The organism is Streptomyces sp. NPDC102279, assembly GCF_044766365.1.
In the GTDB taxonomy this organism is placed as follows: Bacteria; Actinomycetota; Actinomycetes; order Streptomycetales; family Streptomycetaceae; genus Streptomyces.
This window is the reverse complement of sequence record NZ_JBIWLU010000016.1, coordinates 125,563-139,719: the sequence shown is the minus strand read 5'-3', so window position 1 is coordinate 139,719 and position 14,157 is coordinate 125,563. Positions and strand designations below refer to the sequence as shown.

23 protein-coding genes and 1 pseudogene are annotated in these 14,157 nt (G+C 69.3%); all 24 read right to left on the bottom strand.

Features of this window, described 5'->3' with window-relative positions; translation table 11 throughout:
- Window positions 1–22 precede the first annotated feature (22 nt).
- Window positions 23–490, bottom strand: a complete 468-nt coding sequence (locus tag ACIRQH_RS34830; RefSeq protein ID WP_404228862.1) for a hypothetical protein — start codon at window positions 488–490, stop codon at window positions 23–25.
- Window positions 487–1,329, bottom strand: coding sequence for a DNA adenine methylase (locus tag ACIRQH_RS34825; RefSeq protein ID WP_404228861.1), 843 nt, complete (start codon window positions 1,327–1,329; stop codon window positions 487–489). Before ACIRQH_RS34825 ends, ACIRQH_RS34830 begins: the two co-directional genes overlap by 4 nt.
- 82 nt (window positions 1,330–1,411) lie before the next feature.
- Window positions 1,412–2,239 carry a DNA adenine methylase gene (locus ACIRQH_RS34820; RefSeq protein WP_404228859.1) on the bottom strand — a complete coding sequence of 276 codons (828 nt, stop codon included), beginning with the start codon at window positions 2,237–2,239 and terminating at the stop codon, window positions 1,412–1,414.
- Window positions 2,240–2,282: 43 nt separating this feature from the next.
- Window positions 2,283–2,648 carry a hypothetical protein gene (locus tag ACIRQH_RS34815; protein WP_404228857.1) on the bottom strand — a complete coding sequence of 122 codons (366 nt, stop codon included), beginning with the start codon at window positions 2,646–2,648 and terminating at the stop codon, window positions 2,283–2,285.
- A 57-nt stretch (window positions 2,649–2,705) separates the two neighbouring features.
- Window positions 2,706–3,131: a DUF4326 domain-containing protein gene (locus tag ACIRQH_RS34810; protein WP_404228854.1), complete on the bottom strand. Its 426-nt coding sequence runs from the start codon at window positions 3,129–3,131 to the stop codon at window positions 2,706–2,708.
- 42 nt (window positions 3,132–3,173) lie between these two features.
- The gene (locus ACIRQH_RS34805; protein WP_404228851.1) at window positions 3,174–3,371 is read right to left on the bottom strand and encodes a transcription factor WhiB; all 198 of its coding nucleotides are present in this window, start codon (window positions 3,369–3,371) and stop codon (window positions 3,174–3,176) included.
- Between the two features lie 407 nt (window positions 3,372–3,778).
- Window positions 3,779–4,030: pseudogene (locus tag ACIRQH_RS34800) on the bottom strand (WhiB family transcriptional regulator); the annotation flags it as partial.
- Window positions 4,027–4,485, bottom strand: coding sequence for a hypothetical protein (locus tag ACIRQH_RS34795; RefSeq protein ID WP_404228848.1), 459 nt, complete (start codon window positions 4,483–4,485; stop codon window positions 4,027–4,029). The pseudogene ACIRQH_RS34800 and the gene ACIRQH_RS34795, both read right to left, overlap by 4 nt.
- 554 nt (window positions 4,486–5,039) lie before the next feature.
- On the bottom strand, window positions 5,040–5,276 hold the full coding sequence (locus ACIRQH_RS34790) for a hypothetical protein (RefSeq protein ID WP_404228845.1): 237 nt from the start codon (window positions 5,274–5,276) through the stop codon (window positions 5,040–5,042).
- A 183-nt stretch (window positions 5,277–5,459) separates the two neighbouring features.
- Window positions 5,460–7,997 (bottom strand): phage/plasmid primase, P4 family, encoded by a 2,538-nt coding sequence (locus ACIRQH_RS34785; RefSeq protein ID WP_404228843.1) that lies wholly within the window; start codon window positions 7,995–7,997, stop codon window positions 5,460–5,462.
- Window positions 7,998–8,103: 106 nt separating this feature from the next.
- Complete coding sequence (locus ACIRQH_RS34780) at window positions 8,104–8,919, bottom strand: DUF2303 family protein (protein ID WP_404228841.1); 816 nt, start codon at window positions 8,917–8,919, stop codon at window positions 8,104–8,106.
- Window positions 8,916–9,278: a hypothetical protein gene (locus ACIRQH_RS34775; RefSeq protein ID WP_404228839.1), complete on the bottom strand. Its 363-nt coding sequence runs from the start codon at window positions 9,276–9,278 to the stop codon at window positions 8,916–8,918. Before ACIRQH_RS34775 ends, ACIRQH_RS34780 begins: the two co-directional genes overlap by 4 nt.
- Before the next feature lie 95 nt (window positions 9,279–9,373).
- Window positions 9,374–9,997, bottom strand: coding sequence for a hypothetical protein (locus tag ACIRQH_RS34770; protein WP_404228836.1), 624 nt, complete (start codon window positions 9,995–9,997; stop codon window positions 9,374–9,376).
- Window positions 9,998–10,087: 90 nt separating this feature from the next.
- On the bottom strand, window positions 10,088–10,894 hold the full coding sequence (locus ACIRQH_RS34765; protein ID WP_404228833.1) for a hypothetical protein: 807 nt from the start codon (window positions 10,892–10,894) through the stop codon (window positions 10,088–10,090).
- Window positions 10,891–11,169 carry a hypothetical protein gene (locus tag ACIRQH_RS34760; protein ID WP_404228831.1) on the bottom strand — a complete coding sequence of 93 codons (279 nt, stop codon included), beginning with the start codon at window positions 11,167–11,169 and terminating at the stop codon, window positions 10,891–10,893. Before ACIRQH_RS34760 ends, ACIRQH_RS34765 begins: the two co-directional genes overlap by 4 nt.
- Window positions 11,169–11,420: a hypothetical protein gene (locus ACIRQH_RS34755; RefSeq protein WP_404228829.1), complete on the bottom strand. Its 252-nt coding sequence runs from the start codon at window positions 11,418–11,420 to the stop codon at window positions 11,169–11,171. The genes ACIRQH_RS34760 and ACIRQH_RS34755 overlap by 1 nt, the downstream gene beginning before the upstream one ends.
- On the bottom strand, window positions 11,417–11,800 hold the full coding sequence (locus tag ACIRQH_RS34750; RefSeq protein ID WP_404228827.1) for a hypothetical protein: 384 nt from the start codon (window positions 11,798–11,800) through the stop codon (window positions 11,417–11,419). Before ACIRQH_RS34750 ends, ACIRQH_RS34755 begins: the two co-directional genes overlap by 4 nt.
- Window positions 11,797–12,240, bottom strand: a complete 444-nt coding sequence (locus ACIRQH_RS34745; RefSeq protein ID WP_404228824.1) for a hypothetical protein — start codon at window positions 12,238–12,240, stop codon at window positions 11,797–11,799. The genes ACIRQH_RS34750 and ACIRQH_RS34745 overlap by 4 nt, the downstream gene beginning before the upstream one ends.
- Window positions 12,237–12,473 carry a hypothetical protein gene (locus ACIRQH_RS34740; protein ID WP_404228820.1) on the bottom strand — a complete coding sequence of 79 codons (237 nt, stop codon included), beginning with the start codon at window positions 12,471–12,473 and terminating at the stop codon, window positions 12,237–12,239. Before ACIRQH_RS34740 ends, ACIRQH_RS34745 begins: the two co-directional genes overlap by 4 nt.
- Window positions 12,470–12,745, bottom strand: coding sequence for a hypothetical protein (locus tag ACIRQH_RS34735; RefSeq protein ID WP_404228817.1), 276 nt, complete (start codon window positions 12,743–12,745; stop codon window positions 12,470–12,472). The genes ACIRQH_RS34740 and ACIRQH_RS34735 overlap by 4 nt, the downstream gene beginning before the upstream one ends.
- Complete coding sequence (locus ACIRQH_RS34730; protein WP_404228814.1) at window positions 12,742–13,101, bottom strand: hypothetical protein; 360 nt, start codon at window positions 13,099–13,101, stop codon at window positions 12,742–12,744. The genes ACIRQH_RS34735 and ACIRQH_RS34730 overlap by 4 nt, the downstream gene beginning before the upstream one ends.
- Window positions 13,098–13,478: a hypothetical protein gene (locus ACIRQH_RS34725; protein WP_404228812.1), complete on the bottom strand. Its 381-nt coding sequence runs from the start codon at window positions 13,476–13,478 to the stop codon at window positions 13,098–13,100. The genes ACIRQH_RS34730 and ACIRQH_RS34725 overlap by 4 nt, the downstream gene beginning before the upstream one ends.
- Window positions 13,479–13,564: 86 nt before the next feature.
- Entirely contained in the window at window positions 13,565–13,756 is a 192-nt protein-coding gene (locus ACIRQH_RS34720) for a hypothetical protein (RefSeq protein ID WP_404228809.1), read from the bottom strand.
- Window positions 13,753–13,989 carry an XRE family transcriptional regulator gene (locus tag ACIRQH_RS34715; protein ID WP_404228806.1) on the bottom strand — a complete coding sequence of 79 codons (237 nt, stop codon included), beginning with the start codon at window positions 13,987–13,989 and terminating at the stop codon, window positions 13,753–13,755. The genes ACIRQH_RS34720 and ACIRQH_RS34715 overlap by 4 nt, the downstream gene beginning before the upstream one ends.
- Between the last annotated feature and the right edge of the window lie 168 nt (window positions 13,990–14,157).

The window sequence follows — 14,157 nt, the reverse complement described above, 5'->3', positions numbered from 1 at the left end:
GGCCCCACAACGGGCGCGGCAGTCAGGCGGAGGCGGGGGGCGGGCCGGGGCAGATGAACGGGTACGGCGGGTTCGTGCCGTGGCAGGCAGGGCAGTCCTCGGCGTTCCCCCCGACGTGCGAGGGCGGCCTGCTGCGGTAGGCGTCGAGGGCGCTGCGTCCGTTGACGACGAGGTGCGGGGCGGCGTTCTTCGCCAGCCGTTGCGCGGTCACCAGGTCGAAGCGGTGCGTCTCAAGCCAGGCGTCATCACGGGCAGACGGCAGGCGTTCGTACTCCCATTCGCCGTCAGTTCCGAGGCAGTGGTGCCCGTCGAGTACGGCCCACCGGTTTTGGTCTCGCCATTCGATGGTGATGGTGAAGTAGCGGCGGGCGTCGTGGTCGCGCGGGAACAGCGACACCTCGTAGCGGGTGGTGTCGACGAACGGTTCGGGTGTCCTCGCGTCGGTGCGGGTGTCGGGCATGGCGGGCTCCAGGTCGAGGGCGTCGGTCATGCGGAGGCGGTGAACAAGTCGTGCTCGGACGCGACGGGGAATGGCCGGTTGGACCACAGCACCTCGGTCCGCGCCCGCTCGCCGGCAGCGGCGTTGTCGGCGCGAGCCGCCAACTCGACGCGATGCCAGCCCTCGTACAGGGCGCCGTACAGCGGGCTGTCGTAGCCGGACAGGACGACCGCCGCCCGACAGTCGGCGAGTGCGGCCGCCAACTCCCGGTGCTGCTCCTCGCCGCGCATCTCGTGCCGGTAGTTCGCGAACGACCGGGTGGAGCCGAGGTAGGGCGGATCGACGTACAGCAGGACTCCCGGGTGCTGGCCGTACCGGGCGATCAGTTCCACTGCGGGCAGCGCCTCCAGCGACACGGCGTGCAGACGTTCCGCGGCGGCCGCCATCCGGTCCACCAGTCCGTCGAGGCAGGACGGCAGTGATGTCGACGTGCCCGCAGGGTTCACGTACTGCCGCCACCCGGTGCGGCGCTGCGTACCGCCACGGCCCTGAGACAGGCGCACCCAGACGCGGCGGGCCGTCTCCAGGTCGTCGCCGGGGGTGTCCTGGTAGGAGCCGTCGTGTTCGGCGCGGGAGTGTGGGGTGAGCGCGCAGGCGCGGATCAGGTCGGCCGACCGTTCGCGCAGCACCCGCCAGAACGTCATCAGCTCGCCGTCGAGATCGTTGACGGTCTCCAGCTTCGACGGTGTCTTGGCCAGCAGGACGGACAGGCCCCCGGCGTAGGGCTCGACGTAGTGGGCGTGGGTGGGGAGGAGGCTGGTGATGCGGGTGGCGAGGCGCTGTTTGCTGCCGAAATACGGGACCGGCGGTCGGATGACAGTGTCGGGCATGGTGGGCCTTCCGGCAGACGTGGCAGGGTGGACGGGCGGCCGGCCCGCGCGATACGAGCGCGCGGGACGGCCGTGCAGCGGGTCACGCGGTCTGGTCGAACAGGCCGGCCTGGCCATCGAGTCGGCGGTTCGACCACAGCACCTCGGTACGCGCCTTCGACGTGATCGCGTTGCCGGTCGTGGTGGCCTGCTCGTACCGGTGCCAGCCCTCGAACAGCTCGAGGTACAGCGGGCTGTCGTAGCCCGACAGGACGACGGTCGCCTTGCAGTCGGCGAGCGCGGCCGCCAACTCCCGGTGCTCCCCGTCGGTCTTCATCTCGCAGCGGTAGTTGTTGCCCCACCCGCGGGTCGTCCCGAGGTACGGCGGGTCGACGTACAGGAGCACGCCAGGCCGGGCGCCGTACCGGGCGATGACCTCCAGCGCGGGCAGCGCCTCCAGCGACACGGCGTGCAGACGCTCGGCAGCTGCAGCGAGCCGGTCGGCGTAGGCCTCGAGGTAGCCGGGCATCGACGTCGACGAGCCGGCGGGGTCGATGTAGTGCCGCCAGCCGGTGTTCCGCAGGGTGCCGGACCTGCCCTGTGCGAGGCGGCACCAGATGCGGCGGGCGAGTTCGAGGTCATCGGTCGTCGGGTCCCAGGTCGCGGCGAGTTCGGCGCGTCCGTGCGGGGTGAGCATGCAGGCGCGCAGAAGTTCCGTGGGCTGGTCGCGGAGGACGCGCCAGAACGTCATCAGTTCGCCGTCGAGGTCGTTGACGGTCTCCATCCGTGCCCGCGGCTTGGCGAGGAGGACGAACAGTCCGCCGGCGAACGGCTCGACGTAGTGCTCGTGCGCGGGGAGCAGCGACGCGATCCAGGGTGCGACGCGCTGCTTGCTCCCGAAGTACGGGACCGGACTCTTCAGAGCGGTCATGGTGTGGGCCTTTCAGAGCGATAGGCGGGCGGGGCGAGCACGACTACTGGCTCCAGCCGATGAGCTGGAAGGTGGCGCCGTTGTCTTCCATCTCGCGCTTCGAAGAGCACACGTCGTGGTCCCAGACGAGGCGGAGGATCGCGGCGTCCGCGAGCGGGGTGGGCGGGCTGGTCTGGTACTCGCCGTAGATGAAGCCCTCCTCGTCCACCCAGATCGCGTCGTGCTTCGGGGTGGGCCGGTCTGCGGCCGGGGCGATCCCGGCGGCGACAGCAGCCTGGAGCCAGGTGTCGGCGAGGCTGACGGCCATCTCCTGCTCGATGGGGCTGAGCTGCTCCCAGGTGAACGCGCCGTTGTCGTTTCCGATCTGCTGGCGGGCTTTGGCGAGGGCCAGGGCGCGGTCGGTGGTCATGATCACTCCTTGTTGACGGTGGTGTCAGCGGTGTATCCGGCCGGACGTGTACGACGGTCAGGCGGCGGGCGGGTTGGCGATCTCCAGCAGCACGTCCGCGTGGCAGGGCTGGCCGGTGGGGCACCAGCACATGAGGTCGCGGCCGGCCAACTGCTCGCGTGCTGCGATGGCCAGGCTCGGCATGCGCTCCAGCCACCGGCGGTACATGGCGACGGCCTGCTCGGGGGTGGCGTCCTTGACGAGGTGCGAGGTGATCGTCTTGTCGGGGTGGACGAAGGCGTGGTGCTGGCCGCTCGTCTTGCCGAGGCGGCCTTCGCGTTCCCACTCGGAGCCGTCGAGCGCTGGGTAGCGGACCTGCGTGCACGGGTTGCCCCAGCGGCTCCCGCGACCGACGTAGACGGCGTCTGCGGGTGCGCGCCAGCCTTTGGTGCGGCGGCGTTGGATGCGGCGGGGTTCGTCGAGGGTGGTCTGTCGGGGGGTCATGCGGAGTCCCTTTCATCGTGGGGTGCGTGGGCGTGGGCGGGGTCAGGCGGGACAGCGGTCTGCGTGGTCTGCTGCCGGGTTGCTCGCGGTGAACTCGGCGACGTCGGTTCGTCCGGTGACGCGTTTGTGGGCGCCGCATCGGCCGCACAGGTAGTCGGCGGTCGGGGTTTCGCCTCGGTCGAGGCCGCGAATGTGCAGCCCGGGGCGGATGCCGAGGATGACGATGGGGGGCTCGGTCATGCCGCGCGCTCTTTGGTGGTGCCGGTGCGGCGCAGGCGGTTGTCGGCGTCGGCGTTCGCGCGCCGGCAGGGCGGGCAGATCTCTGTCTTCTCCCGGCGGTGCAGGTGGTAGCCGGTGCGGGTGCCGCAGACGCCGCGTTCCTGCTGGTCTTTGAGGTGCGTGGGGAGGACGCAGTTGGTGATGCCGCATTCGGAGGAGACGCGGCCCTGGGGGGAGCGTCCGCGGTCGAGGGTGAACACGAACTGCTTGGGCGTGAACGTCTGCCCGTTGAAGCAGATCTTCCGGGGGCCAGTCCATGCGGTGTGCCCGTTGTGGAGGGGCTTCGTACTGGTGTTGAAGATGCCGCGCATGGTGGTGGGCTTGGCGGGTTTCGCCTTGGCACGTGCTGCGGCCTGGGTCACGGGGAGCTTCCGGCGTTGGGCTACGCGGCGGATGCTGCGGCGTTCCTTCTCGGTGAGCCCGCCGAAGATTCCGGAGTCGATGCCTTCGGTGAGGGCGTGCTGGAGGCAGGCGTCGGCGACAGGGCAGGTGCGGCAGATCTGCTTGGCCTGCTCGATCGTGTGGAGGTACGGCCCGGAGTCGCCATTGGGGAACCAGAGTTCGGGGTTCTCAGCGAGGCACGCGGCCTGGTGGCGCCAGTTCTTCTGGGTAGTGGTCACGACGCCACCCCCGCGGTCCTCCACTGGAATGCGGCGTGTGTCACCGGGGTGATCTCTTGGATGACGAGGGTGAGTTGGCCGCCTTTGACGACGGGTCCGATGCGCATGTCGGGTCCGACAACACGGGTGTGGTCGTCGTCTTCGAGGACGCCCGCGTCGACGAGCCCGTCGACCGCGGCCTTGAAACTCGGGTAGAAGTTCGCCGGGTCGATCCGCCGCCGGCTCCCTGGGTGGAGGACGCCGAGGATGTAGGCCTGCTGGAGGACGACACCCGGGTTGGCCGCGGCGAGCGCTGCTCGCATCTGCTCGTTCTCCGAGCAAGCGGTCTGGGTGGCGCCGCGGATGATGCTGGTGAGGTCGGCGCGGACTCGGTGGTGGATGCGCTGGTTCGCGTTCAGCAGCTTCAGCCCTGGGGGGAGTGTCAGGGTGAAGACGCGGGTGGCGGGTGTGGTCACAGAAGTACTCCTTGGACTGGCGTTGGTGGGCAGGTGTGGTCGGCGATTACGGGGTGGCGTGGGGGTCCGGCGCGGATGTGGAAGCGGTCTCGCCAGGTGATGCGCTGCACTCCGAGGGCGCTGGTGGTGAGGTGCCAGGTGAGGCGCCCGTCGAGGCGGGCGAGGATCTCGCCGAGGGTGTCGACGGGTTGCGGGTCTGCGGTCACGTCGAGGGCTGCGACGCGGCCGGCTCGGGCGCGTAGGACGGGGTGGCCGCAGAGGTTGCAGGTGCCTGGCTTTGCGTGGTCCGCGGTGGCTGCGATCTGTTCGGTGAGCCACGCTGGGCGGGTTGTGTCGGTCATCGGGCATCGGCCGGGTGAAGGGCTGACAGTGCCCGCAGTGACAGCAGTGACCGTCGAAAGGCATTCCCAGGTTGAACAGCCATGCGCACGCATGGAACTGGAACTAGGGAAATATGGTCACTGCTGTCACTGCCGGATTGAATGCGCAGGTCAAAGCGTGTTTTTGTCAGTGACAGCAGGCTTTTTTTGCTGTCACTCGTGCTGTCACTGCTGTCACTGGTTGAGAGGCTGCTGGCCTCCGTGGAGGGCGATGCCCCGGTAGTAGCGCTGGCCGTTACTTCGTACGACCGCAATGTCGTACTGGTTGCGCAGTGCCATCCCGAGGGCGCGCGGCGAGAGGGTGTCTCCTGCGTTGGTCGCGGACCATCGGGCGTAGGCGAGTTGGATCGCCTTGGTGTTGGTGCGGAACTCCGGGTTGATGAGGCACGCGGCGGAGACGAAGCGATCCACGCTGTCCTCGCGGAGGGATGGAGAAGCTTCTGCTGCTTCAGCCGGCCCTTCATCGGTGACCTGCACCGCGATTGAGTGGCCGCAGTTGGGGCAGTTCAAGTGCTGCTTCATAGTGACCAATGTATCGAACGGTCACTGTCTTGGTGTGGGGATTCGTGGAATTCAGTGACCGAGTGTTGGTGGTCATTCGTCGTCATCCCCCTCGCCCGGCTGAGTGAGGAGTGCGACCCCGACGTAGAAGCGGCGTCCGTTGGAGCGGAGCTGTTCGATGCTGAAGCGGGTGCGGAGCTCGCGGCCGAACACCTGAGGCTTGAGCGGGGTCTCGCCCTCGGCGCGGCACCAGTCGTCGTATGCGGCGCGGAGCTTGGCGGTGTTGATCGTGACGTTGGCGCCGCCGCCGAGGTAGCAGCAGTCGCTCATGAACCGGGCGAGGGAGTCTTCCTCCTCGGCGTAGGTCTCGGTGAACGCCATCACCGCGGCGGGCTCGCGGAGGCCCGCGGTGAACACGTCGACTGCGCCGGCGATCATCCAGGCGAGGATTCCGGGGCCTTCTTCGTCGGCGAGGATCCGGGCGAGGCCTTCGATCTTGCGCTCTGGGGGGACGCTGCGGGTGAAGGGGATGAGGCGTAGGCGTCGCCAGAACGAGTCGCCGCCGGCTTTCACGGCGGGGAGGTGGTTGCCCATCAGCCAGAGGTGGTGGGTGGGTTCGAAGGTGAAGTGGTCCTGGCGCATGAAGCGTGCGGTGAGGGCGTCGCCTCCGGTGAGGAGCTTCATCTTCGCTTCGTCGAAGCGGGCGTCCTGGTTGACCTCGGAGACGACGACGAGGCGCAGGCCGTGGAGGCGGGCGACTTCGGTCTCGTGCTGCTGCTGGCCGGCCATGAGGAAGGTGTTGGGCGCGGTGGCCGCGTAGTCGCCGAGGATGATGCGGAGGACGTCGAGGATGACGGATTTGCCGTTGCCGCCTGGTCCGTTGAGGAAGGGCAGGATGTGGAAGCGGGTGTCTCCGCTTGCGGAGTAGCCGGCGAGGCGTTGGACGAATGCGGCGACGTCGGAGTCTTCGCCGAACGTGTCGGCGATGAACTGTGCCCATCGGGGGGTGGGCATGTTCTGGTCGGGGGCGACGCTGGTGGTGCGGGTGTGCATGGCCGCGGGGTCGGGTGGGCTGATCTTTCCGGTGGCGAGGTCGACGACCCCGGCGGGGGTGTTGAGGTGCAGGGGGTGCGCGTCGAGGGTTTGCATGAGGGCGACGGTGCGGGGGTCGGTCTGCGCCATGGTGATCATGGATGCGATGCCGGCGGAGGAGAGGGAACGGGCGCGGTGCTTCGCTTCGCCTTCCCCGTTGGGCAGGGCGCGGGCGATGGCGCGGCACATTTCGCGGACCTCTCCCGCGTCGTCCCATCCCCAGCAGTAGCCGTTCCAGCGGAGCCACTTGCCTCGCTGGGGGACGTACCGGATTTCCTCCTCGTGCTCGTCGATGAGGCGGAGCGCGTTCCCGTCGTCGGTGCGGGTGTACGTGCCTGGGGTGTCCTGCTCGGCGGCCGGGTGCTGGTGCACGTTGAGGGCTGCGGTTCCGTCCACAGGGTGTGAGGTCGGGTTGGGGACTGCGGTGAGGTGGCGTACCGGTTCGGGGGCGGGCGTTCCGTAGCCCTGCCGGCGGAGCGTGCGGGCCGCGGCGGAGTGGTCGCCTGCGTGGTTGAGGAGTGTGTACGCGCCGAACTTGGTGTAGGGGCGTTCGGCTTCGAACTCGGTGCTCGTGGTGAACACGTACAGGCGGTCGCGGTCCATGGCCCGGCCCGTCGTGGCCGAGGGCTCGCGGCCGGTCTTCCCAGGGCGCTGCCAGTACGTGGTCTGCCCGGAGACGAACATCAGCTTCCACCCGTGGGGGGTGAGGATGTCCGACCAGGTGGCGCGCTGCTCGAAGTCGTCGCCCGGGGTGAGCCCACCCTCGGGGAAGCCGCCGCCACCCCCGGAGAAGAGGAATGCCGCGGCCTCGTCGAGGGGAGGCTGACCTGCGGCGTTGTTCGCGGGTTCTACTTTTGCAACATCATCGGAGGGGACCGCGTCGATCATCCGGCAGATCGCGTGCACGGCCTGGTGCTCGTCCGCGGTGAGCCCGGGCATGGACTCCGGGCCCCCGGAGAGCAGCTCGTACGGGCGGCCGCTCGCGTGCACCGTCCCATAGCTCGGCGCCGTGACTACGAAGCCGCCTTCGCCGCGGGTCTCGATGAGCCCACGGAGGATCTTCTTGTGCGGGTGGCGGGCCTTCAGGTCCCGCTCGTCGTCGGTGTACTCGTCCTCGCGGGCCAGCCGGGAGGCGAGCTTCGTGTTCCCGGGGACCGGGGTCCCGTCGATGCGGTAGTGGAAGTGGAGGCCGCCGCTCGGAGAGCGTTCGAGCCATCCGGTGGCGACGCGCTGCCACAGTTCGCCGAGCCCGGATCCGAGGAAGATTTCGGCGAGCTGGTTGAGGATGCCCTCGTCGACAGCGCGGCCTTCGAGTTCGAGCATCTCCAGGTTCCCGGAGATGGCGCCGCAGATGATCCCGATCCCGGGGTGTCCTTCAGCGAACAGTGCGTGGAGCTGCTCCTCGGTGGCGCGTTCTGTTTGTGCTGCCTGCCAGGACCCCTGGGGGCGTTTGCTTCCGTCGGCGCGGACCGCGACGACGGAGCAGCCGGACGCGTGCAGCGTGAGTGCTGCGGCGAGGGTGTCCGTGGTGGCTCTCAATGTCGCTCCTTGATCGTGTGCCGTGCGGTGCTGCGGGGGAGAGGCCCGTGCCCTGGCGTTGCACCAGGGCCGCCGGCGTGGGTACCGGGCGGGCGGTGTGCTGGTGTTACGCGGGCGTCCCGTTGAGGACCGGGGTGTCGATGCCTTCGCTGATCGCGTTAAGGACGTCGGTGAACGCGGCCTTCGCGCGCTCCTCGGGCTGCTCCAACTTGAAACCGAGGGTGAGCACGCTCCCGTTGAGCCGGTACTTGAACCGGGCCGTCATCGAGTAGGCGTCCGCGCCTTCGAACGGGGGCACTGCGATGCGGAATGTCTCGGGGATCTGAAGGTCGCCCCGTGCGCCGGCGGACGTTTTGGTGTCCTCGGTAAAGACGAACTTCCGCTCACCGGACTGGAGTCGGCTGCTGCTCTGGAACTCGGCCTTCGTGGTGGCTTTGATCGACTGAGCGATTTCGAGCATGGTCGCCGCGTCCGGGTCGACGAGGTTGGGCAGGTGGTCCTCGAGGAAGTTCGCGAACCGGTCCTGGTCGACGAGCTTCCCGTCGAGCTCGAGCCACTCCGTCCATGCCTTGGTGCGGCGCAGCGCGAGGGTGAGGCGGTGCTCACCGAACCCGGGCTCGTCCGCTGCGTGCGCGTCGAGGACTGCGGTGACGGACAGCTTCTCGACGTCGGAGTAGACCTCGCTCGCGTCGTCCTTGTGCTTGCCGTAGTAGGTGAGGAACGACGCCGAGTCGCGGACCACGGTGACGCCGGTCTTGCGGGCGAGGGTTCCGGTGTACTCGGGCCCGGTGAGGTCGACGCGTTCGACGTGGCCGGCTGCGGTGGCGACGAGGTAGATCCCCCCGGGCTCGACCTCCTTCGGCGCGAGTGCCTGCTGGGCGAGCGCGGCGACGGCCTGGACGCTGGTGTCGGTGTTGGTCACTTCTGGATGTCCTTGATCTCGCTGTTGGTGGTGGGCAGGTCACGTACGTCGAAGGCCTGCGTCTGGCGCGGGTCGTTGCGGGTGGCGTTGCCGCTTCCGTCGACGAAGTAGATGGACGGCGGGGCGGTGGCCTTCGGGGCTTTGAGGACGGTGTCGATGGAGATCGCGACGGGGGCTCCGTCCATCCCGCCCTTCGGGGGTTCGACGGTGAGGGTGAGGGTGAGGGAGCCCTTCTTCCCGTGCTCCTGGACTGCGGCGAGCAGCTCGTGGAACTCGGTGCTGGCCTGCTCGTGGGCCTCACCGCGGGAGTGCTGGACGAAGAACGCGGCGAACTCCGCGGGCTGTGCTTCTGTACTCATGTGCTGGTCCTTCTGTCTGTGGCTGGCCCACCCGCGGGCGCGACCCTCAGGGGGAAGGGGCGTGCGCCCGCGGGTGGTGCTGGTGGGGTGGAGGGTTAGAAGGCCGGGACGTTGGCCGCGGCTGCGGCCTGCTGCTGTGCGAGGAGCGCCGCGGTGGCGGGGTTCTGTGCGGCCTGGGCCTGCTGCTGCGGGGTCAGCCCCGGGATGGCCGTGGCGGGCGGGGCGTACTGCTGCTGCACCGGGGGCTGGCCGGGCGTCGGGTCCGGGGTGTGGAGCGTGTTGGTGGCCGCGGGGATGTACTGCGCGGTGAAGTTCTTCGGTGCGTTGAAGCGGGGGTTCTTCGCGACCCCGTCGGCGGAGTAGGTGACGGTGAGGGTGCCGCCGACTTCGAGGCCGCGGGCGCCGGCGGATCGGACGGCCTGGGCCACCGCGTTCTTCATCTGTCCCTTGACGTAGACGCGTCGGGTTCCGTCGTCTTCGGCGTTCTCGGGGTCCCGCTGCTCGGTGGCGAGGGTGACGACGAGCTGGAGCTGGGGCTTTCCGTCGTCCCAGAACTTGAGCTCGCCGGTGGTGAAGTCGGTCTGCTGCTCGACGGTGGGCCGCTCGGTGATCCGTCCGGAGACGGACGCGCCGAGGGTGGGGAACTTCGCCGAGGGGACGGAACCGCCGAGGAGGAAGTCGTCGGCGGAGGGGACCTGGGACTGGGTGGGAACGGTCATGATCTGGAACTCCTTGCGGTGGTTGCTTCGAGCTGGTTGCTCTTAGCTGTGTGGTGCACGCCGAGTTCGGTGACTCGGCGAGTTCGTGGGTCAGGCGATGAGGGCTTCGAGGGAGGCGCCGGCGCTGGCGTTGCTGCCTCCGGGGCATCCTTGGGAGAGGTCGGTGCTGCCGGGCTTCACGTAGGGGCAGAAGCGGCAGTTCGGCTTCTCGGGGATGGGGATTTGGTTCCAGCGCTCCGGGTGGAGGTCGAGCTCCAGGGCCTGGGCCCGGTCGCGGATGCGGTCCAGGCGGGCGAGCGCGGCCTCGGCGACGGTCCGGTCGTAGGGCTCGGACCACACGTGGACCTTCAACTCGTGGTGCCGGGCGACGAACGCGACGACGACACGCTCTGGGGTGTGGCCGGCGTTCTCCTGGCCGAGGCCGTAGAGGTGGGCCTGCACCCGGTACTTCTGGCCGGGGCCTTGGCGCCGGTACTTGTCGAGGGAGGAGACGCCGACGAGCTTCCAGTCCCAGTTGAGTCGGGCGAGTCGGTCGTACAGGTCGGAGCTTCCGGTGAGCCGTGCGGCGTCGGTGTAGCCGTCGCGTACGGTGACGCGTTCCTCGATGCGGTAGCGGGGCTGTCCGTCGGCGAGTGGGGCCTGTCGGGCTTCGAACTTCTCGGCCATCCACAGGTGGAATCCGGTGCCGATGATCGCGGCGATGGGGTCGCGGTCCGTGTTGCTCTCGGGCCAGTCGAGGATCTTGTATGTGAGCTGTCGCTCGCACGGTTCGCCGACTTCGGACGGGCCGATGGTCCGCTGCTGGCTGCGGGCGCTGCCCGCGTCTGCGGCGACGATGAACTGGCCGATGCGCTCGGCAAGCTGCTCACTGAACTCGTCGTTCCCGGTGGCGATCACTGGTGCTCCTTCTTGCGCTGCTTCTGGACGCGGTTCTGGTTGGCCTTGCGGCAGCGCTCGCATCGGCAGCCGGCCCGGTATCCGGGGAGTCCGTGTTGCACGTGGGCGAAAAGTGCGGGGTGTCCTGCCGGGAGGAGTCCGAGGGTGGCGAGCAGTGCGATCGCCTCGGCCTTGCTGGTCGCGACGCGGACCACGTAGCGGGATGCGGTCCTGCGTTCCTTCGGGGTGCCGACGTCCTGGGGGGACCAGGTCCTGCGGTTGAGGTCGCCTCCCATCAGCGGGCCCCCTGCGTGGTGTGACCTTCGGTGCAGGTGTGGCCGCCGCTCGGGTGCAGTACGGCGGCCGTCTCAACCCCGCACGGGGTGCAGAAGCGGAAGCCCTGGGTGACTGCGGCTCCCACGGCCGGCTGCGGAAAGATCGGAGAGGCGATCGCTCCGCGGGCGCGGTGCTCGCCGAGGGGGCGGACGATTTCGATCGCGGCCCGGAGGGGCAGGGGGAGCCGGCGGATCCTGCTGCGGGTGCTCACGGACGGCTGCCCTTCTGGATGTTGCGGGTGTAGAGCCGCACGCCCTTCTCGTCGTGTTGGGTGATGGCGCCTGAGTCGCGGAGGATGGCGAGGTCGTGGCGGGCGGCGCGGACACCGAGCCCGGTCAGACCTCGGGTGGCGTACCAGCGGACGACGTCGCCGGACTTCCACCGGTCGCCGAGTGCCATCTCGTGGAGGAGGTGGGCGCGTCGGTTGGTGTCGGCGGGAGCGACCGTCCAGCTAGCCGTGCTGGATTCGGCGAGGACTTCATCGCGGTAGGCGTTGACCAGCTGCTCGGCGCGTTCCACGTCGTGGAGGGTGGCGATCCCGCCGTAGCTGTCCTCGGACAGGGCGGCGATGAGCTGACGGCGGGCGCTCATGCGGTTCGCCTCCCGTCTTGCGTCGGGAACGGGTTGGCCTTCAGGTGGGTGCGGGTGGCGCGCATCGCCGGGTGCCGAATGTCCGAAGCACCCTGCGAGCGACTCGGGTTGAACCGGCCGGACGTGGCCGCGATCACGCGGTTGAGTTCGTCGCGCAGGCGGATCAGGTCCGGGCTCTGCACTTCGATCTGCGCCGTGTCCATACCGGCCGCGTCCTCAACGTGCTGGACGAGCTGGTCGAGTTCGCCTTCGCGGGGGGAGGTGACCGCCTCGGCGAGCGCATCGAGTTGCGCGATGACGTCCTCACGCGCCTCGGGGTCATCCCACGTGGCGACCAGGCCGATGAGGGTGTCGAGGCGGAGGCGGTCGCCGCGGAGCAGGCCGTGCAATCCGTTGGCGCCGGTGGTGAAGGACAGCGGGGGCTTGCTGGATTCGGTCATCGGGCTTCCTCCGCGTCGATCTCGGGCTTGTTGGTCTCGTCGTCGCGGAGCAGGTCCCACTCGCCGTCGATGTTCAGCGACTGGTTCCGCTCCGACGACGCGCACTCCCAGCACAGGGACGGGGTGTCGGCGGCCAGTGCGGCGGCTTCGAGCTGCTCCGGGGTCGCGTCCTTCGGGGCGTCGAACTCGACGACGCACGACGCGGTCTGAATGAGGACGGCGCGGTACTTCATCCCATCGCCCCCTTCGGGCTGGTGGTGAGGAGGAGGACCAGGGCGGCCGCGTCGAGGACCGCATCCCGCACCGCGAGGCGCGCGTTGGCGAGGTCGATGAGCAGCGGGTCCAGCCGGCCGGACTCGACGAGGCGGGCCCACAGGCGACGCGGGTCGAAGTCGGCGAGGTCTGCGTCGCAGATGAGGAAGACGAGCGCGGACCCGGCGGAGTAGATCGACAGGGCGAGGAGCAGGGACTCGGCCCACTCGGCGAGGGAGTGCGTGTGGTTCATCGAGCACCGCCCGGTTCGGGCAGGTCCCGGCCCACGAGGTAGGAGTGGTGCAGCGGCGACTCGTGCGAGTCCTCCACCGCGGCACGCTGCCCGGCGAGGAGGGACCGCAGCTTCCGTACCTGCGGCGTCACCTCATCGCGGAGACTCTGCGGCGGGGCGATCAGCGGCGCGGGCTCGTGACGCTGCTGGTCCAGCTCGGCGACCCGGGCCCGCAGCTGCTCCAACTCGGCAGCGACCTCCGGGGACATGAGCAGGCCCGCGGACTCCAGAGCCAGCGCGATCCCCGCCGGCGTCCGGTCCTTCGCCTGCGCCGCCTGGATGACACCGGCCGCCGAGTTCACGAGACGCGTGTTCACGCTGCCACCGCAGACCGCAGCGACGGGAGAACGTCCTGCCCCAGCACCGTCAACGCGTGCACCTGCACCGGCACCGCGCCCCGACGCCGCGTCGCCTCCAACTCCGTCAGCAGCGTCCACGTCCGGCAGCCCGGCGTACCGTCGACGACGAGCCGGCCGCCCAGCTCGGCGAGCCACGGCGCCATGTCGTCGATGTCCGCGAGCATCACGTGCACCGCGTCCGGCTGCGGCACCAGCGTCGGCGCGGGCAGGCCGGTCCGGTCGATGAGGACCTGGACGGCGTCTCCGTTGTCGCGGGTCCGGCCGAGCGGGGAGAGTGCCTCGCGGAGGGGGAGCACGGTCGGTGCTGTGCTCGGGGTCTGGAATGATGCGGTCATAGCCGCCTCGCTTTCTCTGTTGTGCGGGGTTGCTGCCAGGGGTCGCCGAGCCGGGAAGTTCGGGCGGCCCTTCGGCATGTGGTGGGTCAGGCGGCGTCGGCCGTAGGCCGGGCGGTACTCGCCGGCCGGGGGGCGGGGATCTCGCCGCCGGGGTTGGTCATGATTCGGCGGAGCCTGTCGACGAGTTCGTCGGTGGGTTCGGGGGCGAGTGCGACGCGGGCCTTGATTGCGGCGACGGTGTCGGGGCCGAGGATCGCGAGCCGTTCTTCGCGGGTCATGCGGTGGCCTCTAGGGCCTCGGTGTCGTTGACCTCGTCCATGACCTCGCGGATGTCGAAGTCGTAGATGACGGACAAGCGAAGCGCCGTGATCAGGTCAGGTTGTGCGGCGCCGCGGAGGATTCGGTAGACGGTGGAGTCGTTGATGCCGGTCCGCTTCTGGATGGCGTAGCCGCTCTTGTCGCCGATCTCGCGGGTCTTCTCGCGGAGCTTGCTGATGTTCAGCTCGTACATGGGTTCGCGCCTCCTTCCGCAGGTAGCGGGGGGTTTCTGCCTCACGAGGAAGACTCTCGCACAGAGAATGCCTGCCGCGCAAGGCAGGACTCGTACGCGGCAGGAAAAGTTTTGAGGCGAACGCGTGTTCGATACAGGGCGCTACCAGTGTTAATGCAGGTCAGTGGC